This is a genomic window from Lysobacter sp. F6437 (assembly GCF_052547215.1).
Window position 1 is genome coordinate 184,265 of the sequence record NZ_JBQWRB010000003.1, and the last position, 24,371, is coordinate 208,635.

The window sequence follows — 24,371 nt, forward strand, 5'->3', positions numbered from 1 at the left end:
GGTCAGTCTCCTGATATCCGGACTTCGGGGGCATCGCCGAACTGGTCGCTGCCGGAGACGACCACCCGGTCGCCCACCTGCAGGCCTTCGAGGATCTCGACCGCGCCGAGGCTGCTGACGCCGGTGCGGATCTGGGTCAGTACGGCGGTGCCGTCGTCGACCACGTAGGCGCGGGTGCCGCCGCCCTGTTCGAGGAACGGCCCGCGTTCGACCTGCAGCACGTCTTCGCGGGTGTCGAGCAGGATCCGCGCGCGCATGCGCTGGTTCTGGCGCAGGCCCGGCGGCTGCTTGTCGGTGAAGCGCAGGCGGCCGGTGACCTCGCCATTGACCACTTCAGGCGACACCGCGGAAACCTTCGCCGCGTACTCGCCACGCCCGCCCGACAGTTGCGCCGGCATGCCGATCGCCAGGTCGCGGGCGAAGCTTTCCGGCACCTTGATTTCGACCTCGAAGCGGGTCAGGTCGACCACGCCGAGCACGGGTGTGTTTGCAGCGACGTTGGCGCGCTGGTCGACCAGCACCTGGCCGACCTGGCCGTCGAACGGTGCGCGCAGGGTCAATGCGTCGACCTGCCGCTGCAACTCGTTGACGACCGCGCGCTGGCGGTCGGCGAGCAGCTGCTTGTTGCGGCTGTCGAGTCCGGCGCCCTTGCCTTGCAAGGTGAACTCGCGGCGGGCGTGGGCAAGGCCGAGCTCGGCCTTCTTCAGCTCGTCCTGCGCGCGGGCGACGTCGATCTTCGCCACCGCGCCGCCTTCGAAGGCGGTCTTGTTGCGCTGCAGGTCGCGCTCGGCGGCCTGGCGGTCGATCTCCGCCTTGTCGAGGCTCTGCCGCGCCGCCGAGCGCGCGATCTGCGCATCCAGCGAGGCGCGGCCGGCTTCGGCCTCGAGGCTGGCCAGCGTCGCCTCCTCCTGTGCGAGTTCGCTGCGCAGCTCCGGGCTGTCGATCACCGCCAGCGCCTGGTCCTTCTTGACCACGTCGCCGGCGACCACCTCGAGGGTGACGGTGCCGCCGGCGATCGCGTACAGGGTCGGGCTGTTGGCGGCGATGATCCGGCCATCTGCGGAGATGTCGCGGACCAGGTCGCCACGGGTGACCTCGGCGATGCGCAGCCGCGAGGCGTCGTACGAGCGGCTGCCACCGCTCCAGGCGATGACCAGCCAGCCCACCAGCAACAGGAGGACCAGTCCGGCCGCGCCGCCGATCAACCATTGCCTGCGCTTGCGGGCAAACGGGGAGGCCGGGGTGATGGTCTGGTCCTGGCCGGAGGTGTCGCGGATGCTCATGTGGGATTCCCGTGGATCTTGCCTCGATAGACGCATATCCCGTGCCAATTCCCAAGTAATTGATTGGAAATGGAATTTGATGCAATCAAGGCGTCCGCCGGAGTCCGTGCGGACGCCTTGGTGTCCGGCGGACACGTCCTTCGCCCGTTAAACTGTGCCGATACCTGCAGGAGCTTCTCCCCCTATGTGTGGAATCGTCGGCGCGATCGCGGATCGCGATGTGGTACCCGTCCTGATCGAAGGCCTCAAGCGCCTCGAATACCGCGGCTATGACTCGGCCGGCATCGCCGTGCTCGATGGCGCGGACGTGCGCCGCGTGCGCCGCACCGGCCGCGTCTCGGAGATGGAGGGCGCCGCGCAGGCCGAGGGCTTCCAGGCACAGGTCGGCATCGGCCACACGCGCTGGGCGACGCACGGCGGCGTGACCGAAGCCAACGCGCACCCGCACGTCAGCCACGGCGTGGCACTGGTGCACAACGGCATCATCGAGAACCACGATGCGCAGCGCGACAGGCTGCGCGCGATGGGCTACGAGTTCGAGTCGCAGACCGACACCGAGGTCATCGCCCACCTGATCCATTCCTTCCTCGCTCAGGGCCTGGACCTGCTGGCCGCGGTGCAACGCGCCGTTGGTGAGCTGCACGGCGCGTTCGCGCTGGCCGTGGTCAGCCGCAAGGAGCCGGGCCGGATGATCGCCGCACGCATGGGCTGCCCGCTGCTGGTCGGCCTTGGCGAGGGCGAGAATTTCGTCGCCAGCGACGTCTCCGCGATCATCCAGGCGACCCGCAAGGTGATCTTCCTGGAAGAGGGCGATACCGCCGAGATCACCCGCGAGTCGGTACGCGTGTTCGACGAAGCCGGCGCGCCGATCGAGCGCGAGGTGCACCTGTCCGACGTGTCACTGGCGTCGCTGGAGCTCGGCCCGTACAGCCACTTCATGCAGAAGGAGATCCATGAGCAGCCGCGCGCGATCGCCGACACCATCGAGGCGGTGATCGACAACGCCGGCTTTGCGCCGGAACTGTTCGGAGCCGACGCGGCCGAGGTCCTGCGCGACATCGAAGGTGTGCAGATCCTCGCCTGTGGTACCAGCTACTACGCGGGCATGACCGCGCGCTACTGGATCGAGGCGATCACCGGGCTGCCGTGCTCGGTCGAGATCGCCAGCGAGTACCGCTACCGCACCGCAGTCGCCAACCCGAAGCACCTGGTCGTCACCATCTCGCAGTCGGGCGAAACCCTCGACACGATGGAGGCGCTGAAATACGCCAAATCGCTCGGCCACGACAAGACCCTGTCGATCTGCAACGTGCCCGAGAGCGCGATCCCGCGCGCCAGCAAGCTGGTCTACTACACCCGCGCCGGCGCCGAGATCGGCGTTGCATCGACCAAGGCCTTCACCACCCAGCTGGTCGCGTTGTTCACCCTCACCGCGACGTTGGCGAAACTGCACGGCCGGCTCGACGACGCACAGGAAGCCGAGCACCTCGACGCGCTGCGCCACCTGCCCGGCAGCGTGCAGCACGCGCTCAACCTGGAGCCGCAGATCAGCGCCTGGGCGGAGAAGTTCGCGCCGCGCGACCATGCATTGTTCCTCGGCCGCGGCGTGCACTATCCGATCGCGCTGGAAGGCGCGCTAAAGCTCAAGGAAATCTCCTACATCCACGCCGAGGCCTACCCGGCCGGCGAGCTCAAGCACGGCCCGTTGGCGCTGGTCGACGCCGACATGCCGGTGGTGGTGATCGCGCCCAACGACCGCCTGCTGGAGAAGGTCAAGTCGAACATGCAGGAAGTCCGCGCGCGCGGCGGCGAGCTGTTCGTGTTCACCGACGAGGACAGCGAGTTCGGCGCCTCCGAAGGCGTCCACGTGATCCGCGCGCCGCGCCACGTCGGCGTGCTGAGCCCGATCATGCACACCATCCCGGTGCAGTTGCTGGCGTACCACGTCGCGCTGGCACGCGGTACCGACGTCGACAAGCCGCGCAACCTGGCCAAGTCGGTGACGGTGGAGTAACAGCCGGGCGGGTGTCTACCGAGATCGCTGGGTGATGCCGCAGCGCAGCTCAGCGATCGCGCTTTAGCCACGCCCGCAGCGCCAACGCGACCAGCCCGGCGAACACCAGCCACGAAACCGCGTCGAACACACCGTCGCCGACCAGCGCACTGACCAGGCCGACGATGCTGGCCGCGCCGATCCACGCCGGTGCGACGAACGGCGAACCGCGGGACGGTCTGGGGTCGCTCACGCGCGGGCACCCTCGTCGATACCGGGTTCGCCCATCCGCTCGATCTCGCGCACCCGCGCCTCGGTACTGCCGCGCTTGAACCACAGGTACAGCCCGCTCGCCAGCACCATGATCGTGAGCAGGTCGAGCAGCGCCCAGAGGACCTTGAGTGGCATGCCGCCATAGTTGCCGAAGTGCAGCGGCTGCGACATCAACAGGACGGTCATGTAGGTGGGCAATTGCGGTTGCGCGGTGAGTTCTCCAGTCCTGGCGTCGATCAGCACCGGGCGATACAGACGCTCGGTCAACGGCGTGTCGCCGTGCATGAATACGCCGTAGTGGTGGTCGCCGCTGTAGCCGGTGCCCGGGAAGCTGACGAACGCCGGTGTCATGCCGGGCTCGGCGGCACGCGCGGTGGCGACGGCGGCATCGAGCGAGGCGAGATGCAACTGGGAGGGCCGCGGCCGGCCTTCGTAGCGCGAGGCGAACTCGCCGAGCTGCTCGGCCTGCCAGGCCTGCTCCAGCGGCCCCGCCAGTGTGTTGATCGCGCCGGTGATGCCGACCACGAACGCCCAGCCCAGCGTCACGATGCCGAGTACGTTGTGCAGGTCCAGCCATGCCAGCCGACGGCTGCGGCCGGTGCGCAGCGTGCCGAACCGCAGCTTGCGCATGAACGGCCCGTACAGCACCAGCCCCGACACGATCGCGACCGCGAACAGCACCGCCATCGAGCCGAGGAACAGCATCCCCGGCAGCCCGACGAACACGTCGGTGTGCAGCCGGTACAGGAAGTACATCACCCCTTCGTTGAACTGCGGCGCCGGCAGCACCTCGCCGGTGTAGCCGTGCATGATCGCGGTGTGCATCTCCGGCGGCGGCGTGTCCGGCCGCGCGCCGGTGTTGACGTAGACGCTCGGCGAGTGGTCGTCCCAGCCGAAGAACAGCGGCACGTCGCCGGGGTACTCGGCGAGGGCGGTACGCACCAGTTCGTCGATGTCGGCCGGTCGTGCATCGGCCGCGACCGGCGCCGCCTCGGGCTCGGCGCCGGTGAGGTGGCTGATCTCCTCCCAGAACACCAGCGGCAGGCCGGTCACGCAGAGCATCAGCAGGAACAGCGTGCACACCAGGCTGGTCCACTTGTGGACAAGGAACCAGGTCTTGAGCGTGTCGCGCTGCATGGCGGCCTCGAAGCGGCGGGTCGGCGATGGATCAGAAGTGGCGGGTGATGGTACCGACCACCGTGCGCGTATTGCCGGTGAAGCAGTCACCGAAGATGCGGCACGGCGCGTAGTACTCCTTGTCGAACAGGTTGGTCACGTTTAGCGAGACCGTCCAGTCCGGCATCCGCAGTTCCAGCAATGCATCGGCCAGCGTGTAGCCGGGCGTGCGGATGCTGCCGGCGGCGCTGGCCGACACCGTCGAGCCGACATGGCGGCCGCCCAGGCCCGCGCGCAGCTGCTTGCCTTCGCCGAGCTCGAAGCCCTTCGACAACCACACCGAGGCCAGGTCCTGCGGGGTGTCGTTCAGGCGCTGGCCGACCTCCGGCGCGTAGTTGCTGCGGGTGACCTCGGCCTCGCTGTGGCTGTAGCTGGCGGTCACGGCGAAGTCGTTGTCGAAGGCGTACGCGCCTTCCAGCTCGAAGCCTTTGGACTCGATCTCGCCGGTCTGCACGACGTTGAGCACGTTGTCGGGATCGTTGGTCTGGCGGTTGGTCTCGGTGATGCGGTAGGCCGCCGCGGTGAACAGCGCATTGCGGGTCGGCTGCCACTTCACGCCGGTCTCGACCTGGTGCCCGCGCATCGGCTCGAACGGGCGGCCGTAGAGGTCCTGTCCCATGACCGGCAGGAACGACTCGGTATAGCTGGCGTACGGCGATACGTTGGCGCCGAGTTCGCCGATCACGCCGATGCGGTACGTGGTGGCGTTGTCGGTCTGGTCGGCCAGGCCCTGCGTTTCCGAGCGCGCATGGTCGCGGCGCGCGCCGAGCACGACCGAGACCCGGTCGGCGTAGCGGATCTGGTCCTGCAGGTAGAGGCCGGTCTGGGTGGTGCGCTGATCCGGCAGGCGCTGCCACTCGGGGATGGCGACGCCGGTCGACACCGGGTCGTAGATGTCGATCGGGGTGGCCATGCCGGAGAACGTCCACGACTCCTCGCGGTAGTCGGTGTGGTCGACGCCGGCCAGCAGCAGGTGCTCGAACGCGCCGGTGGCGAAGTCGAACTGCAGCGCGTTGTCGCTGGTCAGGATCCGGATGTCCGGCCGCACGCCGTACGACAGCCGGTTGAGGATGCGGTCGTCGTCGTCGATGAAGGGATCTTCGGGGTTGCTGTAGGTGTCCGGGAACAGCTCGCGGAACTCGGTCTCCGAGTCGGTGTAGCGCAGGTTCGAGCGCCAGCTGACGGTGTCGCTGAAACGGTGGTCGAACAGCACCGAGAGGCTGGACATGCGGGTATCGAGCTTGTCGAAATCCTTGTCGCCGAGGAAGGTCGACGGGTGCAGCCGGCCGCCGGGCGGCGCGTGCAATGTCGCCGCCACCGGCAGGAACTGCTGGCTGGAGGCGCTCTGGTCGCGCTGGTAGCTCGCCAGCACGGTCAGCTGGCTGCGCTCGCCCAGCCAGGTCAGCGACGGCGCGACATAGACGCGGTCGTCCTCGAGGTGGTCGGTCTGCATGCCCGAATCACGGACCACGCCGACCAGCCGCCCGGCGAGGTTGCCGGAGTCGCCCAGCGCGCCGGTGACATCGCCCTGCAACTGCCTGCGCTCGAAGTTGCCGACCTGCAGGCCGATCTCGCCCGACGGCCTGAAACCCGGCCGCTTGCTCATCGCGTTGATGATGCCGCCGGTGGCGCCGGCACCGTACAGCACCGATGACGGGCCACGCAGCACCTCGACGCGCTCCAGGCCGTAGACCTCCGGCCGCGCGACCGGGCTGAAGCCGTACAGCCGGCGCATGCCGTCCAGGTATTGCACCGGGTCGAGGCCGCGGATGGTGCTGCCGTCGCCGCGGGTGTCCAGGCCCCAGGCCTCGGCGGTGACGCCGGCGCTGTAGCGCAGTGTCTCCTGCAGGTTGCGCGCGCCGCGGTCGGTGAACAGTTCGGAGGTGACCACGCTGATCGCCTGCGGGGTCTCGGCCAGGGGCGTGTCGGTCTTGGTCGCGGTGGTGGCGCGCTCGGCGACGACGCTGACGCGGTCAAGGGTGAGCGCGTCCGGCTCGCTCTGTGCATGTGCGATGGCCGAGGCCAGCAACGTGGGTGCGAGCAACATGAGCATGGCGCCGGAATGGCGGCGGTAGGTGGAACCGGACATCGGACATCGCCCCTGCGGAAGTGAGGGGGCGCATTATGGGAACGTGGCCGTACGGATGCAAACGATTCTCAATAACTCTTGATGCATCAGGGCGTCGCGCTGGCCGATGGCACGGCAGCGGACGTGCCGGTCGCCTGCTGCTGCAGCCATTTCCGGACCGTGGTGACATCGGGGTCGGTCGCGCGTTGCTCCGGCCATGCCAGGTGGAAGCCGTGGCCCTCCAGCGTCGGCCCGAACGGCTGGTGCAGCAGGCCCGTGTGCAGTTCGTCGGCCACCAGCGACAGGTTGACCAGTGCGACACCCTGGCCGGCGATCGCGGCCTGGATGGCGTGGACTTCATCGGAAAAATGCAACTGGCGCGGGAGCGGCTGGCACTTCGCGTGCTCGAACCAGAGCGGCCAGTCCGGCGTGGACGCGTCGCGGCGCAGCCACTCGAATCCGATCAGTGGCACGCGCGGCAGGTCGTCCGGGGTGGCCACGGCCAGCGCGGGCGCGCATACCGGCGCGAACCGCGATGGCAGCAATAGCGCCGAGCCCAGTCCCGGATAGCGCCCGGGACCGTAGCGGATCGCCAGGTGTGCTTCGCCACCGGCGAGGTCGACCGTTTCGTCGCAGGTGTGCAGGTGCAGCGCAACGCCCGGATGCGTCTCCGCGAATCGGGCCAGGCGCGGCAACAGCCAGCGCGAGGCGAGCGCCATCGTCGTACTCAGTACCAGCCCGCGCGGGCCCTGCCGGGGCCGTACGGCTTGCACGCCGCGCGCCATCGCGTCGAGCCCGTCACGCAGCGCCGGGAACAGCCCTTGTCCGGCCGGCGTGAGGTCCACGCGACGCGTCCCGCGAACGAACAACGCCACGCCCAGGCATGCCTCCAGCTGACGGACCTGGTGGCTGATGGCGGTTGGAGTCAGTGACAGTTCGGCCGCGGCGTGTTTGAAGCTCAGGTGCCGCGCGGCGGCTTCGAAGGCGCGCAGGGCAGTTAACGGTGGCAGCTGGCGGGTGTCCATATAGATGAAATAAATGCATCTGTCGGGTGCGAAATGATCGTTTTACGTCTCGCCATGAAGCGGGGACTCTGTGCGTGGACACTCCACGCACAGGTGAATCATGCTCAGGCTACTCCATATCGATTCCAGCGCCCGCCTTGGCCTCTCCGGCATGCAGGTGCATGGCTCCCACACCCGTCGGCTGTCGGCGCGTTTCATCCAGCGCTGGCAGTCGCGGCGACCGCAGGACCCGATTGTGTACCGCGACGTCGCGCTGCAGCCACCGGCGCCCGTGGACGGCCGCTGGGTGCATGCGGCATTCACTCCGCCGGCGCAGCGGGAGCCGTGGATGCGCGAGGTTCTCGCGCAGAGCGACGCGCTGGTCGACGAACTGCTCGCCGCCGACCTGATCGTGATCGGGGTGCCGATGTACAACTTCGGCATGCCGTCCACGCTCAAGGCCTGGGTCGACAACATCGTGCGGGTCGGACGCACGTTCGGCTTCGACCGCGGCCGCGCCGGCGATCCCTACTGGCCATTGCTGGCCGGCCTGGGCAAGCGGGCGGTGCTGCTGGGGTCGCGGGGCGATTACGGTTACGAGCCCGGCGAGCGCCTGGCGGCGATCAACCACGCCGAGGCGGGCGTGATCGACCCGCTGCGCTACATCGGAATCGACGCATTCGAACGCATCGCGATCGAATACGACGAGTTCCGCGACGAACGCCTGGATGGCTCGATCGCCGCCGCCGAAGCGCAGGTGGATGCACTGGTGGAACGCCTGGTGGCGACGGAACCCGCGAAGGAGTCCGACGTCCACCGGGCGCTGTGCCCCGACACGGAATGATCTACTGCGCGGGCACCCAGCGCAGCGTCACGAACCATTCGCGCCCGGGCTCGTTGTAGAACGAGGTGGTCTCGTAGTCGCGGTCCAGCACGTTGGCCAGCCGGCCCTGCAGGGTCAGCGCGTCGGTCAGCGCGTACTCGGCGCGCAGGTCGAGGGTGGCGTAGCCGGGCAGGCGGCGGGTGTTGGCGACGTCGTCGAAGCGGCTGCCTTCGGCGATGCCGGTGACGCCGAAGCGGAAGTCGCCGAAGGCGCGGTCGAGTTCCAGTCGCGCGCTGTGGCCGGCGCGGCGTGGCAGCTCCTTGCCGGCGTTGAAGCCGGTCAGGCTTTCGGTGTCGAGGTAGCTGATGCTGGCGGCCACCTGCCATTGTGCGACGCCGGTATCGATGCCGAGTTCGGCGCCGCGCATGCGGGCGCGATCGATGTTGTTGGGCAGGTTGATCGCGGCGTCGAACGTGATCAGGTCGTCGACGTCGCTCTGGAACGCATCCAGGTGCACATCGAGTTGCCCGCCACGCCACGCCAGGCCGAGTTCGGCGCTCTCGGACTCTTCCGGGCGCAACGCCGGATTGCCGAAGAACGGGTAGTACAGCTCGTTGAAGGTCGGTGCCTTGAATGCGGTGCCGTAGCCGGCGCTGATCCGCCAGCCGTCGGCGAACTCCATGCCCCAGGCCGCGCTGCCGGTGGTGTGGCCGCCGAACTGCTCGTTGTCGTCGCGACGCACGCTGGCCTGCAGCGACTGCGCGCCAAAACGTCCCTGGTACTGCGCGAACGCGGCGCGGTTGCTGCGTTCGCTTTCGTCATAGGTGGTGCTGCCGGCGACGCGGTCGCGCAACCAGTCGATACCGGCGCTGAGCAGCTGCCGTTCGCCGAAGCCGAAGTCGCCCTGCAGTGTGGCGCTGTCGCGGTCGGTATCGAAGTAGCCGAGGTTGGCGTCGTCCTTGAACTGCTCGGAGGCGTCGACGTTACGGCCGGCGGTCAGCTTCAGCTGCAATGCGTCGGACGGCCGCCAGCGCACGCTGCCGCCGACCACCTGTTGCACGGTCTCGGAACGGTTGGTGAAGTCGCCGTCGAAGTCGTTCTCGCCCTCGCTGCGCAGGGCCACCGTGCTCAGTTGCCAGGCGTCGTTGAGGTCGATGCCCGCGCGCAGGGCCAGGGCGTTCTGGATGTAGCCGTCGAGGTCGGGCTCGGGTGCGCTGATGAAGCAGCCACCGGCGAACGGGTCCGGCGTGGCGACGTCACAGGAATTGAAACCTTCGGTACGCCGGAACTCGTAGTCGGCACCGAACCACGCGCGGTCGCCGCGCCCGCCGAAGCCGACGCCGAATTCGTGCGCGCCGTGGCTGCCGCCACCAATATGCGCACGCGGCGCGTAACCGGCGTCGCCGTCGCGACGGGTGAAGATCTGGATCACCCCGCCAATCGCCTCGCTGCCGTACAGGCTGGAGCGCGGGCCGCGGACGATCTCGACGCGTTCGATCAGCGCCAACGGCAGGTTCTGCAGCGACACCAGCCCGGAGGTTGCCGAGCCGATGCGGATGCCGTCGATCAGCACCACCACGTGGTCGGACTCGCTGCCTCGCAGGAACAGCGTGGTCAGCTTGCCGTCGCCGCCCTGGCTGGACATCGACACCCCGGCGCGGCCCGCCAGCAGGTCCGGCAGCGAGCGCGCCTGGCTGCGCTCGATCTCGGCGCGGTCGATCACTTCGACCGGCGCCAGCGCGGTATCGACATCGATCGCGGTGCGGGTGGCGGTGACCACCACGCCATCGAGGTCGGTAGCCGACTGGGCCGCGGCCGCGGCATGCGCAGTTCCGCCGGATGCCAGAACGGGGAGGGCGAGGGCGGCCGCGATGGCCAGGGACAGCGAACGGGATTGCATCGATGGTTCTCCAACGCACACGGAAATCGCCGTGCCGGGCTTTCGGGAAGCTGCGTGGAGGAGGGACCTGCTGCGAAAACGTTCGGACGAGCACCGGCGTCGTCGCCGCAATGCCCGCCGCATCGCAACCGTCATGGGTCGGAACCATTGGGTTCAAACCCTGCGCCAAGGCCGGTCTCCGGACTCGCGAGTGGCGTCGTTGTCGACACCGGCCGTGGCGCCTTCCCATGCAGTGGATTGCACAGTGGCGGTGAGCCGCGGCTTGGGCTCGCTTACCGTTGCGGGGGCAGTGCCGGACTGGCCTGGACGGCGTCACCGGCTTCCCGTTTCAACCCGTTGGCAGGACGCCGCCGGGTCACCTCGAAGCGCACGCAGTCTAAGCGATGGGTATTGCCCGGCGCAAAAGATGGCGCGCGGCTACTGACGCGGTCAGTTGCGGCGCCAGGGCGCGTCGGGATCGGGCTTGGTCGGCACGGTGTCGGCGGCCAGCACCGTGGTCGTGACCGGCCCGGCCGGCGGCTTGTGCCGCGGTGGCGGCAGTTGCTCGATTGCGGCTTCGGCGGCGCTGACCAGTTCCTGCCGGCGCGCATCGGGCACCTCCTGCCAGTGGCAGTCGCACAGTGCGCCTTCGATCGCGTACAGCAGGTTGAGTGTCGGTTTGAAGCCGGCGCGCTTGACCCGCATGAACGCCTCGACCGCACCGGCCTCCTCGATCTCCTCGCGCGTGTGCAGCCCGACCTGGCGCAGCCACGCCGAGGACTTCGGGCCGATGTTGCGCAACTTCTGCGTCTCACTCATGCCAGCGACTCCAGGTAGGCACGTGCGATCGCTTCCAGGCCGCGTTGGTCGTCGGCATCGAAGCGATCGGGTTCGGGGCTGTCGATGTCGAACACGCCGACCAGCGTGTCGCCGGAATACAGCGGGACCACCACTTCCGAACGCGAGGCCGAGTCGCAGGCGATGTGGCCGTCGAACGCATTCACGTCGGCGACGCGCTGGGTCTCGCGGGTGCTCGCAGCGGCGCCGCACACACCCTTGTCGAGCGGAATCCGCACGCACGCCGGCTGGCCCTGGAACGGCCCGACCACCAGCTCGCGGCCGTCGAAGAAATAGAAGCCGACCCAGTTCAGCGAAGGGAGCGCGTGGTAGACCAGCGCCGACAGGTTGGCGGCGTTGGCGACGCGGTCGCGTTCGCCGTGCAGCAGCGCGCGGACCTGCGCCAGCAGCTCGGCGTATTGCTCCGGCTTGGTGCCGGACAGGGCAGTGGCGGTGAACATTCGCGAAGTGTAGCAGCGGCCGCCGCGCGACTAGTGGCAGGCGAATGCCTACGATAGGCGGATGCCTTTCCCCAGCTTCTATGTCACCGGCACCGATACCGGCGTCGGCAAGTCGGTCGCCAGCGCGGCCCTGTTGCATGCCTTGCGCGCCCGCGGGCGGAGTGCGGTCGGGATGAAACCGGTCGCCAGCGGTTGCGACCTGATCGACGGCGCCTGGCGCAACGAGGACGCGCTGTTGTTGCAGGCGGCCAGCGATCCGCGTCCGGAGTACGCCGACATCAACCCGTTCGCGTTGCGCGCGCCGGTCGCACCGGAACTGGCACTGCGCGACGACGGCGTCGAGCTGCAACTGGCGCCGATCCTCTCCGCCCATGCGCGCCTGTCCGCGCGCGCCGACACGGTGGTGGTCGAAGGCGTCGGCGGCTGGGCCGCACCGTTGTCGGCCGATCTCGACCAGCTCGACCTGGTCCGCGCGCTGCGGTTGCCGGTGGTGCTGGTGGTCGGCCTGCGGCTTGGCTGCATCAACCACGCGCGCCTCAGCGTGCGCGCGATCCAGGATGACGGGGTCGAATTGATTGGCTGGATCGCCAACGAGGTCGACCCGGCGATGGCGCGGATCGATGACAACTTCGGGATCCTGTGCCAACGCCTCCCGGTGCCATGCTGGGGGCGGTTGCCGCATGCGTCGCAGCCCGACCCCGCGACGCTGGCCGAGCATCTGGACCTGCCGTTGTAGGAGCGGCTTCAGCCGCGAACCAGAACCGGTTCACCGGCGACATTGCCGGGTCGCAACGGCCCGCACGCTGTTCGGCGTCGAACATCCATCGCGGCTGAAGCCGCTCCTACAACGGCCCGTCGGTTTGCGGCCGGCGGGCTTTCGCGCGAGCGTAACCCCGGCGCGCTAGCGTGCGCTGGCCAGTGGCGTCGTCGATTGACCCGATATCCGGGCTGACTTCCGGCATGGGGAGCCGGGGGCGGCACTCGACTAAACTGTCCAGTACAAGAAATGGATGACGAGGCTCCCCATGCGCCGCACCCTGTTGCTTACTGGATTCGTGCTTGCCGGAACGCTGGCCCTGGCCGGCTGTGGTGACGACCCCGCCGCCGAGGCCGCGGGCGGTCCGCCCGGCGGTGAGATGCAACTGCCGGTCGAGGCGGTCACGGTCGAACCGCAGCCGTTGAGTGGCGGCCTGCAGACGGTCGGCAGCCTGCGCGCCGACGAATCGATCGTGGTGCGGCCGGAAGTCGGTGGCCGGATCGAGCGTATCCACTTCGAGGAAGGTGGCCGGGTCGAGGCCGGGCAGCCATTGTTCACCCTCGACGCCAGCGTCGCGCGCGCCGCGCTCAACGAGGCGGAGGCCAACCTCGAGAACAGCCGGCGTGCGAATTCGCGTGCGAAAGAGCTGGCGGCGACGCAGTTGATCGCGCGCTCGGATTACGACCAGACCCGCGCCGCGTTCGCGGTCGACCAGGCGCGCGTGGCCTCGGCCAGGGCGGCCTTGTCGAAGATGACCCTGCGGGCGCCGTTCTCCGGCCGCATCGGCCTGCGCGAGGTCAGCGTCGGCGACTTCGTCAACGTCGGCCAGGACCTGGTGCCGCTGGTGCGGATGGATCCGATCAAGGTCGATTTCAGCGTGCCCGAGGGTGCGTTGTCGCAAATCGCCAACGGCCAGTCGATCGACATCACGGTCGATGCGTTCCCGGGCGAGACCTTCGCCGGCACGGTGGTCGCGATCGCCCCGGTGATCGACCTCGACAGCCGCAGCGTGCAGTTGCGTGCGGAAATCCCCAACCCCGATGGACAACTGCGCCCGGGGCAGTTCGCCAAGCTCGTGCTGGACACCCGCAATGCCGCAGGCGATGGCCTGCTGGTGCCGGAGCAGGCGCTGATGCAGGAAGGCGAGATTCGCTTCGTCTACACCGTGGTCGACGGCAAGGCCCACAAGGCCGTGGTGACGACCGGCGTCCGCGTGCCGGGCAAGGTGCAGGTGGTCGAAGGGTTGAAGGCCGGCGACGTGGTGATCACCGCCGGCCAGGCCAAGCCGATGATGCACGAGGGCATGGGCGTGATGGTGCTGCCCGCCGAAGGCGCCAAACCGGACGCCGCGTCTGGTGCGGCCGGCGCACCCGAAGCCGCCGAAGACGCGACCGCACCCGCCGCCGAAGCACCGGCCGCCAGCGAAGCCACCGACGACGCCCCGCCCGAGACGGCCGCCGAAGACGCGCAGTAAGCCGCGCGCCGCGCCCGTCCCCCGCCCCCACGCAGAGAGACGTCCATGGTCCTGTCCGACATCTCCATCCGCCGCCCCGTATTCGCCACCGTGATCAACCTGGTGGTGCTGCTGGTCGGCATCATCGCCTACGACCGCCTCGCGGTCCGGCAGATCCCCAACGTCGACACCCCGGTGGTGACGGTCAACACCAGCTACCCCGGCGCCAGCGCGCAGGTGATCGAGTCGCAGGTGACCCAGCCGATCGAGGAAGCGCTGTCGGGCATCGAAGGCATCGAGTTCATGCAGTCGGTGAGCCGCGAGCAGTCCAGCCAGGTCAGCGTCCACTTCAACCTCAACCGCGATCCCGACTCGGCCGCCTCCGACGTGCGCGACCGCGTGGCGCAGGCGCGCAACTTCCTGCCCGACGAGGTCGAGGAACCGATCGTGCAGAAGCAGGAGGCCGACGCCCAGCCGATCATCTTCCTGGCGATGACCTCGCAGAACCATTCGCAGGTCGAGATCGCCGACTACGCCGAGCGGCTGGTCAAGGACCGCATCCAGCAGATCGGTGGCGTCGCGCAGGCGCAGGTCTACGCCAGCACGTTCGCGATGCGGATCTGGCTGCAGCCGCAGCGGCTGGCCGGCTTTGGCCTGACCCCGGCCGATGTCGAGGCCGCGCTGCGTGCGCAGAACGTCGAGATCCCGGCCGGCCGGGTCGAGGGCAACGCGCGTGAGTTCACCGTGCTGGCCGAGACCGACCTGCGCACCGCCGAGCAGTTTGGCGACATCATCCTGGGTGACGTCAACGGTTACCTGGTGCGTCTCAAGGACGTCGCCCGGGTCGAACTGGGCGCGCAGGAAGAACGCTTCCGCGCGCGCGCCAACGGCGTCACCGCGGTGCCTCTGGCAATCGTCAAGCAGGCCGTCGCCAACCCGCTGGATATCTCCGCCGACCTCCATGCGTTGCTGCCCGAGATCGAGAAGACCCTGCCGGAGGGCATGAAGCTGGAGATCGCGTTCGACAGCACGATCTTCATCGAGAAGTCGATCGACGAGGTGTTCAAGACCGTGTTCGAGGCGGTGCTGCTGGTCGTGATCGTGATCTTCCTGTTCCTGCGCAGCTGGCGCGCGACGCTGATCCCGCTGGTGACGATCCCGGTCTCGCTGATCGGCGCGTTCGGCCTGATGTACGCGTTCGGCTTCACCATCAACACGCTGACGTTGCTGGCGATGGTGCTGGCGATCGGGCTGGTGGTCGACGACGCGATCGTGATGCTGGAGAACATCTACCGCCACATCGAGGAAGGCATGCCGCCGTTCCAGGCGGCGCTGCAGGGCAGCAAGGAGATTGGCTTCGCGATCGTCGCGATGACCCTGACCCTGGCCGCGGTATACGTGCCACTGGCGTTCTCGACCGGGCGCACCGGCAAGCTGTTCGTCGAGTTCGCGCTGACCCTGGCCGGCGCGGTGCTGGTGTCGGGTTTCACCGCGCTGACGCTGTCGCCGATGATGTCGTCGAAACTGCTGCGCCACGAGAAGAAGCACGGCCGCTTCTACGAGGCCGGCGAGCGGGTGCTGGGCTGGGTCGACCGGAGCTATCGTCGGGTGCTGACCCGGTTGCTGGCGCTGCGCTGGATCGTGGTCGGCGCGGCGGCGGTCATCGCCGCGCTGGCGATCGGGCTGTTCGTGCTGATGCCGAAGGAGCTGGCACCGCAGGAGGACCAGGGCGTGATCGTCGCTTTCGGGCAGGGCCCGGAAGGCGCCACGATCGACTACACCGACAAGTACGGGCGGATGATCGAGGGCATCCTCAGCCAGGTGCCGAGCGTCGAGCGCTACTTCGTGCTGTCGGGCTTCCCGACCGTCACCAACGTGATCGGTTTCGTGATGCTCAGCGACTGGGAAGACCGCGACATTTCCGCCGCCGAAGTGCAGGGCCAGCTGTTCCCGCAGTTCATGGGCATCCCCGGGGTGATGGCGTACCCGACCCTGCCGCCGCCGCTGGGCCAGCAGGGCTTCGGCCAGCCGGTCAACTTCGTGATCCAGAGCAGCGGCAGCTGGGAGGATCTCGATGCGGTCGCGCAGCAGGTGCTCGGCAAGATGGCCGAGAGCGGCAATTTCACCAACCCCGACAGCGACCTCAAGCTCAACAAGCCGCAGCTGAAGGTCTCGCTCAACCGCGAGAAGGTCGCCGCGGTCGGCAGCGGGGTGGCGACCGTCGGCCATACGCTGGAGACCATGCTCGGCGGGCGCAACGTGACCCGTTTCAAGCGCGGCAGCGAGCAGTACGACGTGATCGTGCAGGTCGAGGACGCCGACCGCCGTACCCCGGGCGACCTGTCCAACATCTACGTGCGCGGCAAGGAAGACCAGATGGTGCAGCTGTCGAACCTGGTCGACGTGCAGGAGACCGTCGCGGCCAAGTCGCTGAACCACTTCAACAAGCTGCGCGCGGTGACCATCAGCGCCGGGCTGGCGCCGGGTTACCCGATGGGCGAAGCGCTGGACTGGCTGGAGGCGACGCTGGAGGAGGTCGCCCCCGACGCCAGCTATGACCTGTCCGGGCAGTCGCGCGAGTTCCGCGAGTCGGCCAGCGAGTTCGGGCAGATCTTCCTGCTCGCGGTGATCTTCATCTTCCTGGTGCTGGCGGCGCAGTTCGAGAGCTGGGTCGACCCGCTGGTGATCCTGCTGGCGGTGCCGCTGGCGGCGTTCGGCGCGTTCCTGGCGCTCAAGCTCAGCGGTGGCAGCTGGAACATCTATTCGCAGATCGGCATGGTCACGCTGGTCGGGCTGATCGCCAAGCACGGCATCCTGATCGTCGAGTTCGCCAACCAGCTGCAGGAGCAGGGCAAGCCCAAGCTCGACGCGGTGATCGAGTCGGCGGCGCTGCGCCTGCGTCCGATCCTGATGACCACCGGCGCGATGGTGCTGGGCTCGCTGCCGCTGGCGATCGCGTCGGGCGCCGGCGCCGAGGCGCGCAACCAGATCGGCTGGGTGATCGTCGGCGGCATGTCGATCGGTACCTTCTTCACCCTGTTCGTGGTGCCGGTGATGTACCTGCTGATCGGTCGTGATCACCAGAAGGTGGCGGCGGAACAGGCGCGGCTTGAAGCGAAGGCCGACCCGGCGCACTGACCGGGAAGCGCACGCACAAAAAACCCGGCAGCCTGCGCTGCCGGGTTTCGTGTTCCTGCCGAAGCTGGAGAGAGAGTCTTGCTGACTGGCGCTGGGCGCCGGCCGGATTACTTGGCCTTCGAAGCCTTGGTCGCGCCGCGGGCGAACGACTCGGCCTTCTCGGTCGCGGCCTTGGTGGCCTGCTCGACGTTGGCCTGGGTGCTCTTGGCGGCGGCCTCGAACTGCGACTTGGCGATCTCGCCGATCTGCTCGTTGGCCTTGACCGTGCGGCCGATCACTTCCTGGCCGGTGGCGACGTTGCGCTCGACCGTCTCGCGGGCTACCTGCGCGCCCTTCGGCAGCAGGTTCTTGAGGCCATCGGCGTCACGGACCTCGGCGGCCTCGCCCCAGAAAGCGAACGCGGCATTGGCGCGGTCTTCGAGGGTCGCCAGCTGCAGGCCGAACACGGCCTGGGCGTTCTCGAGGGCGATACGGTTGACTTGGGCTGCCGTGTCCGCGAACTGGCGCGTGGCGGCGACGAACTGCTCGTTGAACTGCTGGTTCATGGCTGGGCTCCTGCTGCGCCGACAAGGATTGCCGGGTTTGTGCGGTGCAGCATAAGGCAGGGTTTGTTGCGATGCAACATGGCGGAGTTGAAAAGCTGAATGCCGTTCAGGGAAGCGTCGACTGGCGGAAACGCTGCGGGCGGTGCGGGGCCGTCTTCGCTTGCTGGCTCTCGGATACCCGGGCCCTTGTAGGAGCGGCTTTAGCCGCGATCGGGAGTCGGCGCGGGCGCCCGGTTTCCGATCGCGGCTAAAGCCGCTCCTACAAATGCACCCACATTCGTTGCGCGGAACCGCGTGCGGCGGTATCAACCGCGGTAGCGACACCCCGATGTGCAGGTTTCATGCACCACCACTTCGCTCAGCAACGGCAGGGTCGGCTTCAACCGATCCCAGATCCACACTGCCAGCCGTTCGCTGGTCGGGTTGTCGAGCCCCTCGATGTCGTTGAGGTAGTGGTGGTCGAGCCGGTCGTACAGCGGTTGGAACGCCTTCTTGACGTCGGCGAAGTCCATCACCCAGCCGGTCTCCGCGCCAAGTTCGCCGGTCAGGTGCAGCTCGACCCGGAACGAGTGACCGTGCAGGCGCGCGCACTTGTGGCCCTCGGGCACGTTCGGCAGCCGGTGCGCGGCTTCCAGGGTGAAGCTCTTGAAGATATCCATGGGCGGCATTGTATCGCCGCCGACTGCGGTGCCCGCGGTGCGGGTGCGTTCCTTCAGGTCGGCGCTCCGAGGCGGGGCGTTTCAGCCGAGCCAGCGGGCAGGCAATCCAGGCAGGCAATTCAGCCGGGGCATTCAGGCGCTACGCGGCAAACAGCCCAGTGCGGCGAGAAACCCGTGCAGCGCCGGCACCTGCATCAACCACGGCGAGGCGACCGTCAGCAGCCCCGCCGCCAGCACCAGCAGCGCGATCGCGATGCGCCAGCCGCCACGCTGCAGGCGTTGGCCGAGGCGCGCGCCGGACCAGGTCAGCGACACCATCAGCGGCAGCGTGCCGAGGCCGAACGCGGCCATCGTCAGCGCGCCGTTGCGGGCGTCGGCCTGCAGCCACGCCGCGGCCAGCATGGTGGTGCTCAGGCCGCACGGCATCCAGCCCCACAGCAGGCCCAGACCGATCCGCTTGGCGCTGCTGTTGGCCGGCAGCAATCGCCGCTGCAGCGGACGCAGCCGGTTCCAGGCACCGCTTGCGCCGGGCAGGGCAAGGAACGCCAGGCGACCGTTGCGGTCGAGCAGGCGCAACGCGACCACCACCAGCACCAGTCCGACCGCCGCGCGCAACGTCCACGCCAGCCAGTCGAGCCGGGCGAGGTCGACGATGCCGTGACCGATGCCGCCGGCGATCGCGCCGGCCACGACGTAGCCGAGCACGCGGCCGAGGTTGGGCTCGATCGCGTACTTCCAGCGCGCGTGCGGGCCCATCGCCGAGAAGCCGGTGGCGATGCCGCCGCACATCGCGGCGCAATGCACGCCGCCCATGAGGCCGGTGAGCAGCGCGGCGCCGAGGGTGAGCCAGTCGATCGGCATGTCAGTGGCGGCGCGGGTCGGGGGGCGGCGCGTCGTTGCGCGGCGGGGCGGCATCGGCTCCAGCCTCGCCCCCCGTATCCGTATCCGTACTAATCCCAGTCTCCGCACCAGCACCAGCACCAGCACTCGCGCCCGCAGCGTCGCTGTCGGCGTCGGAGTCACCGTCGCTCGAAGATGGCGCCGGCTGCGCACGCCGGTCGTGGACATCCTCGCGGAGGATGTCTATCGCCGGGGTGTCGAGATCGTCGAACTGGCCGCGTCGCACCGCCCAGACGAAGGCCCAGATCGCCAGGCCCATCAGCACGATGCTGACCGGGATCAGGAACAGCAGGATGTTCATCGGTCGTGCCCCGGTACGGCGCGGGTCAGGCGCAGTGCGTTGGCGGTGACGATCAGCGACGACAGCGCCATGCCGAGCGCGGCCAGCCACGGCGTGACCAGCCCGGCGGCCGCCAGCGGCAGTGCCAGCAGGTTGTAGCCCAGCGCCCAGGCGATGTTCTGGCGGATCACCCGGCGGGTGCGGCGGGCCAGCTCGATCGCCTGCGGTATCCGCTTCAGCGAGCGGCCGGTCAGCACCAGGTCGGCCGCGCGCTGGGCCAGCGCGGCGCCGTCGCCGATAGCCAGCGAGACATCGGCGCCGGCCAGCACCGGGGCGTCGTTGAGGCCGTCGCCGACCATTGCCACCCGCCGGCCGTCGTTCTGCAGGTTGCGCACGAACGCCAGCTTGTCTTCCGGAGTCTGGCGGAAATGCACCGCATCGATGCCGAGCTGGCGGCCGAAGCGGCGTACCGGCACCGCGGCGTCGCCGCTCGACAGGTGCACCGCCAGGCCCTTGTCACGCAGCAGGTCAATAGCGACACGGGCGTCGGGGCGCTCGTTCTCGGCCAGTTCGAACCGCGCCAGCGCGTGTTCGCCATCGCCGAGCCAGAGACCGGCGTCGTCGTTGCCATCGGTTGTGGCGACCGCACCGGTGGCGAAGCCGGCGCGGCCGAGTCGCCAGCGGCGGCCGTCGACCACGCCCTCGATGCCGTGGCCCGGCACCGTGCGCAGCTCGCGCGCGGCCGGCAGGTCCGCACCGCCAACCGACGCGAACGCGAGTGCGATCGGATGGCCGCTGTCGCGTTCCAGCGCGGCGGCGATACGCAGTGCGTCGGCCAGCTCGATGCCGTCGAAAGCCTTTCGCTCAACCAGCACCGGGCGGCCGTCGCCGAGCGTGCCGGTCTTGTCGAACACGATGTCGGTGGCGTCGGCGAGGCGCTCCAGCGCGTTCTCGCGCACCGCCAGCACGCCGAGCCTGGCCAGCGCGCCGTGGGTCGAAGCCAGCGCCGCCGGCACTGCCAGCGACAGCGCACAGGGGCAGCTGATCACCAGCAGCGCGAGGGTGACCTCGAACGCACGCGAAGGGTCGTGCGCGCGCCACGCGAAGTAGACCAGCACCGTCGCCAGCAACAGCCCGGCGACGAACCAGTGCGCGATCCGTTCGGCCATCAGCGCGAGCGCCGGCCGCTGCGCCTGCGCGCGCTCGACCAGCCGCGACAGCTGCGACAACCGGGTCGCGCTGCCGGTTGTGGTGACCCGCATCCGCGCCGGCCGCTCGCGGCAGACGGTGCCGGCGAACACGCGGTCGCCGGCGTGCTTGTCGACCGGGTTGGCCTCGCCGGTCAGCAGCGCCTCCTCGAACCGCGCCGAGTCGTCCAGCAGCACGCCGTCGGCCGGCACCGCCTCGCCGGCCGCGATGCAGGCGACGTCGTCGACTGCCAGCGCCGCCAGAGGCACCGATTCGCGGCTGCCGTCGCCGCGTTCGCGGGTCGCGAACGCCGGCCGCGCCCGCGCCAGCGCATCGACCTGGGCGCTGGCGATGTTGCGCGCTCGCTGTTCCAGTTGCCGGGCGACCAGCAGCAGGAACACGAACATCACCGCCGCGTCGAACCAGACGTGCTCGCCGCCGCGCACGGTCTCGACCGCGCTGGCGAAGTACGCCAGCAGCGTCGAGCCGGCGATCAGCGTGTCCATGCCGAGCTGGCGGTGGCGCCACTCGCGCCAGGCGCCGGCGATGAACGGCCAGCCGGCGTAGAACACCACCGGCGTCGACACCAGCAGGGTCAGCCAGCGGAAGAAGTCGCGGGTCGGCACCGGCATGCTGTGGGTGGTGTCGAGGTACAGCGAGCCGGCCAGCATCATCGCCTGCATCGAACCCAGCCCGGCGATGCCGATCCGCACCAGGTCGCGGTTGCGTTCGCGCCGGCGCGCGGCCTCGCGCGCTTCGCCGCTGGCCAGGTACGGACGGTAGCCGAGCGCGACCAGCTGCTGCAGCGGCTTCGACAGGCGGGTGCGTTGCGGGTCCCAGACCAGCCGGATGCGGCCGGTGATCGCGTTGGCGCCGGCTTCGAGCACGCCGTCCTCGCGCGCCAGTGCGCGGTCGATCAGCCAGGCGCAGGCGGCGCAGCGCATGCCGTCGGTGAGCAGGGTGATTTCGCGGCCGCCGGGAACGTCATGCACATGCTCGGCCAGCAGTTCCTCGCGGTCCCAGACGGCGAGGTCGATCGCATCGGTGCCGACCCGCGCGGCGTGCTCGCTGCGCAAGCGGTAGTAGTCGCCGAGGTCGGCATCGCGGATCCATTGCGCGGCCGCGGCGCAGCCATCACAACAGAACGCCTGCGGTTGGCCATCGACCTGCAGTTGCGCGGGTCGGGCCGGCAGGGGCTCACCGCAGTGGTAGCAGCCGTCGGCGGCGACGGCCAGCAGGTCGTCGCGGCTCACGCCCGGGGCCAGCGTCGCCGACATCGCACCGCCTACTGGGCCGATAGCGCGGGTTGCAGGTGGGCGGCCTGCTGGCCCGCGGGCAGCCGGCCCTGCAGGCGCCAGCTGCCATTCACCGGGCCGAGTTCGACGTTCCAATCGTGGTCGCCGGCGACTTCGGTTCCGGTGCGCCAACCCAATTCGGTCGGTTGCAACTGCAACGTCACGTCCTCGGCGGCCTCGACCGGATGGCGCAGGTGCAGTTGCAGCAGCGCGGCCGGATCGAAGTCGCCTTCAACCGGCAACACCTCGACCAGCTCCAGCTCGGCATCGACCCGCACGATCGCGCTGAGATTGCGCTCGCGGGCGGCGGCATCGGGGCCGAGGTCGGCGGTCTGCACCTGGGCGGTGCGCTGCACCGGGTCGGCGACGGCGTCGTCATTGCCTGCGTTGCTGGCGATCACGATCATCGTGATGCCGCCGATGACCGACGCCGCCACCAGCGCGATCACCAGCCAGATGACCGGTTGCCGCCACGGCGAGGAGCGCTCGGGGGTGTCCTGCGGGGGCGTGTCGTTTGTGTCCATCACATCGGTCCAAAGAAGCTGCTGTCGACGGTCTCGCGGGCCTTGCCGTCGACCGACTCGATCACGAATACGACCTCGTGGCGGCCCTTCAGCGTGGCCGGCGCGGTCGCCACCAGCGGCAGTGACAGCACTTGCGCGGCATGGGCGCGGACGGTGCGGGTGCCGCCGTCGAGGGCGATGTCGGCATTTGCCGACTGCAGGCTCACCCGGTACTCCCGCGCCTCGTCGGTCTTGTTGACCAGCTTGAGGGTATAGCCGTTCTCGACACCGTCGGCGGCCATGCGGTACAGCGCATTGCGGTCGCGCAGCACGTCGGCGATCAGCGGACTGCGCGTGCCGACGCCCCAGCTCCACGCGGCCACCAGTACCAGCAGCAGCGCGCCGTAGATCGCGATGCGCGGGCGCAGCACCCGGGTCGACTTGCCGTCGATCGCGTTCTGGGTGGAGTAGCGGATCAGCCCGCGCGGGTAGCCCATCTTGTCCATCACGTCGTCGCAGGCATCGATGCAGGCGCCGCAGGCGATGCACTCGTACTGCAGGCCGTTGCGGATGTCGATGCCGACCGGACAGACCTGCACGCACATCGTGCAGTCGATGCAGTCGCCGAGTTCCTCGGGCGCGAACTTCGGCAGCGGCGCGGCCTCCAGGCCGACATCGAAGGTCACCGTGCTCGCGGCCTGCAGGCGGTTGCTGGCGGCGCTGGGGTGGCGGCTGGCGCGGAACACGAAGTCGTAGGCGCTGCGCACGTCGAGCAGGCCACGCGCGCGTTCCAGCACGCTGGCCAGGCCGCGCTTGCGCGGGCCACGCGGTTCGCCGCGCATTGGGTCGTAGGCGATGATCAGGGTGTTGCGGTCGAACATCGCGCTCTGGAAGCGCGCATACGGGCACATGTACTTGCACACCTGCTCACGCAGGAAGCCGGCGTTGCCCCAGGTTGCCAGCGCATAGAACAACACCCAGAACACTTCCCAGCCGTTCCAGTCGAATGGCCACAGCCGCGTGCCCAGTCCGGTGATCGGGGTGAAAAACCCGACGAAGGTGAAGCCGGTCCACAATGCAAACACCAGCCACAGCAGGTGCTTGGATCCCTTGCGCAGCACCTTCTCGCGCGTCCAAGGGCCGGCGTCGAGCTTCATCCGCGCAGGCCGGTCGCCCTCGGTCCAGCGCTCCATCCACAGGAACACCTCGGTCCACACGGTCTGCGGGCAGGCATAGCCGCACCACAGCCGCCCGGCCAGCGCGGTGACGAAGAACAGCAGCAGCGCCAGGATCACCAGCAGCATCGCCAGGAAGGTGAAGTCCTGCGGCCAGAAGGTCAGCCCGAACACGTGGAACTTGCGCGCCGGCAGGTCGAACAGCACCGCTTGGCGCCCGTCCCACTGCAGCCAGGGGAACACGTAGTACATGCCCAGCAGCCAGGCCACCGCGGCCTTGCGCAGCCGGTCGTAGCGACCGGACACGTCGCGCGGGTAGACCTTGCGCTCGCTGACATACAACGAGTCGCCGCCGGAATCCAGCAGATCAATGTCGATCTTCTTGCTCACCGCGGGGGATTACTCCAGTGGCAATGATTTGTTGAAGCGGCTCGCCGGGCGCAGCAGCAGCCAGGTGAACAGGCTCGACGACGCGGTCGCCAGCCAGAAGGTGAAGAAGCCGATGGTGTAGCCGACGCCGCGGGTGATCGCGACGTGCGGGAAGGTCATGTCGCGAAGCTCCAGCGGGTCGACGAAGGCGAAGAACACCATCGTCGCGACCCCGGCGGCGAAGAAGCTCGGCCACAGGATCGCGCCGATCCGCTGCGCCATCGGTCGCGGCGCATGGTCGAACGGCGGCGG

At 69.0% G+C, this 24,371-nt stretch carries 21 protein-coding genes and 1 riboswitch; of the genes, 5 read left to right on the forward strand and 16 right to left on the reverse strand.

All coding sequences use genetic code 11. From position 1 onward, the window contains the following. Positions 1 to 2: 2 nt before the first annotated feature. Positions 3 to 1,283 (reverse strand): efflux RND transporter periplasmic adaptor subunit, encoded by a 1,281-nt coding sequence (locus ACT9F5_RS11065; protein WP_445120003.1) that lies wholly within the window; start codon positions 1,281 to 1,283, stop codon positions 3 to 5. Positions 1,284 to 1,467: 184 nt separating this feature from the next. On the opposite strand from ACT9F5_RS11065, the gene glmS reads away from it, so the two are divergent. After that, the gene (gene glmS, locus ACT9F5_RS11070) at positions 1,468 to 3,297 is read left to right on the forward strand and encodes a glutamine--fructose-6-phosphate transaminase (isomerizing) (protein WP_445120004.1); all 1,830 of its coding nucleotides are present in this window, start codon (positions 1,468 to 1,470) and stop codon (positions 3,295 to 3,297) included. Positions 3,298 to 3,346: 49 nt separating this feature from the next. On the opposite strand, the gene ACT9F5_RS11075 is transcribed toward glmS, so the two are convergent. From ACT9F5_RS11075 to ACT9F5_RS11090, 4 genes are all read right to left on the reverse strand, one after another. Then, a complete protein-coding gene (locus ACT9F5_RS11075; protein ID WP_445120005.1) occupies positions 3,347 to 3,529 on the reverse strand; it encodes a hypothetical protein in 183 nt (60 codons plus the stop codon). Next, positions 3,526 to 4,686 carry a PepSY domain-containing protein gene (locus ACT9F5_RS11080; protein ID WP_445120006.1) on the reverse strand — a complete coding sequence of 387 codons (1,161 nt, stop codon included), beginning with the start codon at positions 4,684 to 4,686 and terminating at the stop codon, positions 3,526 to 3,528. Before ACT9F5_RS11080 ends, ACT9F5_RS11075 begins: the two co-directional genes overlap by 4 nt. A 31-nt stretch (positions 4,687 to 4,717) precedes the next feature. After that, positions 4,718 to 6,814: a TonB-dependent siderophore receptor gene (locus ACT9F5_RS11085; protein WP_445120007.1), complete on the reverse strand. Its 2,097-nt coding sequence runs from the start codon at positions 6,812 to 6,814 to the stop codon at positions 4,718 to 4,720. A gap of 86 nt (positions 6,815 to 6,900) precedes the next feature. Then, positions 6,901 to 7,818: a LysR substrate-binding domain-containing protein gene (locus ACT9F5_RS11090; protein ID WP_445120008.1), complete on the reverse strand. Its 918-nt coding sequence runs from the start codon at positions 7,816 to 7,818 to the stop codon at positions 6,901 to 6,903. A 100-nt stretch (positions 7,819 to 7,918) separates the two neighbouring features. Between ACT9F5_RS11090 and ACT9F5_RS11095 the strand changes: the two genes are divergently transcribed. Next, on the forward strand, positions 7,919 to 8,641 hold the full coding sequence (locus ACT9F5_RS11095) for an NAD(P)H-dependent oxidoreductase (RefSeq protein ID WP_445120009.1): 723 nt from the start codon (positions 7,919 to 7,921) through the stop codon (positions 8,639 to 8,641). A 1-nt stretch (position 8,642) separates the two neighbouring features. Here ACT9F5_RS11095 and btuB read toward each other — a convergent pair whose 3' ends face one another. The 3 genes from btuB to ACT9F5_RS11110 all read right to left on the reverse strand — a co-directional run bounded on the left by btuB (position 8,643) and on the right by ACT9F5_RS11110 (position 11,797). Beyond that, positions 8,643 to 10,520, reverse strand: a complete 1,878-nt coding sequence (gene btuB / locus ACT9F5_RS11100) for a TonB-dependent vitamin B12 receptor (protein ID WP_445120010.1) — start codon at positions 10,518 to 10,520, stop codon at positions 8,643 to 8,645. Positions 10,521 to 10,672: 152 nt separating this feature from the next. Then, positions 10,673 to 10,898, reverse strand: a riboswitch (cobalamin riboswitch). 51 nt (positions 10,899 to 10,949) lie between these two features. After that, positions 10,950 to 11,318, reverse strand: coding sequence for a TfoX/Sxy family DNA transformation protein (locus ACT9F5_RS11105; protein ID WP_445120011.1), 369 nt, complete (start codon positions 11,316 to 11,318; stop codon positions 10,950 to 10,952). Beyond that, entirely contained in the window at positions 11,315 to 11,797 is a 483-nt protein-coding gene (locus ACT9F5_RS11110) for a GAF domain-containing protein (protein ID WP_445120012.1), read from the reverse strand. The genes ACT9F5_RS11105 and ACT9F5_RS11110 overlap by 4 nt, the downstream gene beginning before the upstream one ends. Positions 11,798 to 11,858: 61 nt before the next feature. Between ACT9F5_RS11110 and bioD the strand changes: the two genes are divergently transcribed. From bioD to ACT9F5_RS11125, 3 genes are all read left to right on the forward strand, one after another. Next, positions 11,859 to 12,533, forward strand: a complete 675-nt coding sequence (gene bioD, locus ACT9F5_RS11115; protein WP_445120013.1) for a dethiobiotin synthase — start codon at positions 11,859 to 11,861, stop codon at positions 12,531 to 12,533. A 289-nt stretch (positions 12,534 to 12,822) separates the two neighbouring features. After that, the gene (locus tag ACT9F5_RS11120; RefSeq protein WP_445120014.1) at positions 12,823 to 14,028 is read left to right on the forward strand and encodes an efflux RND transporter periplasmic adaptor subunit; all 1,206 of its coding nucleotides are present in this window, start codon (positions 12,823 to 12,825) and stop codon (positions 14,026 to 14,028) included. A gap of 45 nt (positions 14,029 to 14,073) precedes the next feature. After that, positions 14,074 to 17,145 carry an efflux RND transporter permease subunit gene (locus ACT9F5_RS11125; RefSeq protein WP_445120015.1) on the forward strand — a complete coding sequence of 1,024 codons (3,072 nt, stop codon included), beginning with the start codon at positions 14,074 to 14,076 and terminating at the stop codon, positions 17,143 to 17,145. 107 nt (positions 17,146 to 17,252) lie between these two features. On the opposite strand, the gene ACT9F5_RS11130 is transcribed toward ACT9F5_RS11125, so the two are convergent. The 8 genes from ACT9F5_RS11130 to ACT9F5_RS11165 form a co-directional block, all read right to left on the reverse strand. Further along, positions 17,253 to 17,690: a phasin family protein gene (locus ACT9F5_RS11130; RefSeq protein ID WP_445120016.1), complete on the reverse strand. Its 438-nt coding sequence runs from the start codon at positions 17,688 to 17,690 to the stop codon at positions 17,253 to 17,255. A gap of 305 nt (positions 17,691 to 17,995) precedes the next feature. Further along, the gene (gene queD, locus ACT9F5_RS11135; RefSeq protein ID WP_445120017.1) at positions 17,996 to 18,349 is read right to left on the reverse strand and encodes a 6-carboxytetrahydropterin synthase QueD; all 354 of its coding nucleotides are present in this window, start codon (positions 18,347 to 18,349) and stop codon (positions 17,996 to 17,998) included. Positions 18,350 to 18,481: 132 nt separating this feature from the next. After that, the gene (locus tag ACT9F5_RS11140; RefSeq protein WP_445120018.1) at positions 18,482 to 19,210 is read right to left on the reverse strand and encodes an urease accessory protein UreH domain-containing protein; all 729 of its coding nucleotides are present in this window, start codon (positions 19,208 to 19,210) and stop codon (positions 18,482 to 18,484) included. 1 nt (position 19,211) lies between these two features. Next, a complete protein-coding gene (ccoS, locus tag ACT9F5_RS11145; protein WP_445120019.1) occupies positions 19,212 to 19,550 on the reverse strand; it encodes a cbb3-type cytochrome oxidase assembly protein CcoS in 339 nt (112 codons plus the stop codon). Continuing rightward, positions 19,547 to 21,994 carry a heavy metal translocating P-type ATPase metal-binding domain-containing protein gene (locus ACT9F5_RS11150; RefSeq protein ID WP_445120020.1) on the reverse strand — a complete coding sequence of 816 codons (2,448 nt, stop codon included), beginning with the start codon at positions 21,992 to 21,994 and terminating at the stop codon, positions 19,547 to 19,549. The genes ccoS and ACT9F5_RS11150 overlap by 4 nt, the downstream gene beginning before the upstream one ends. 8 nt (positions 21,995 to 22,002) lie before the next feature. Next, the gene (locus ACT9F5_RS11155; protein ID WP_445120021.1) at positions 22,003 to 22,536 is read right to left on the reverse strand and encodes a FixH family protein; all 534 of its coding nucleotides are present in this window, start codon (positions 22,534 to 22,536) and stop codon (positions 22,003 to 22,005) included. Continuing rightward, on the reverse strand, positions 22,536 to 24,080 hold the full coding sequence (locus ACT9F5_RS11160) for a 4Fe-4S dicluster domain-containing protein (protein ID WP_445120022.1): 1,545 nt from the start codon (positions 24,078 to 24,080) through the stop codon (positions 22,536 to 22,538). The genes ACT9F5_RS11155 and ACT9F5_RS11160 overlap by 1 nt, the downstream gene beginning before the upstream one ends. 9 nt (positions 24,081 to 24,089) lie before the next feature. Then, positions 24,090 to 24,341 carry a hypothetical protein gene (locus ACT9F5_RS11165; RefSeq protein WP_445120112.1) on the reverse strand — a complete coding sequence of 84 codons (252 nt, stop codon included), beginning with the start codon at positions 24,339 to 24,341 and terminating at the stop codon, positions 24,090 to 24,092. Between the last annotated feature and the right edge of the window lie 30 nt (positions 24,342 to 24,371).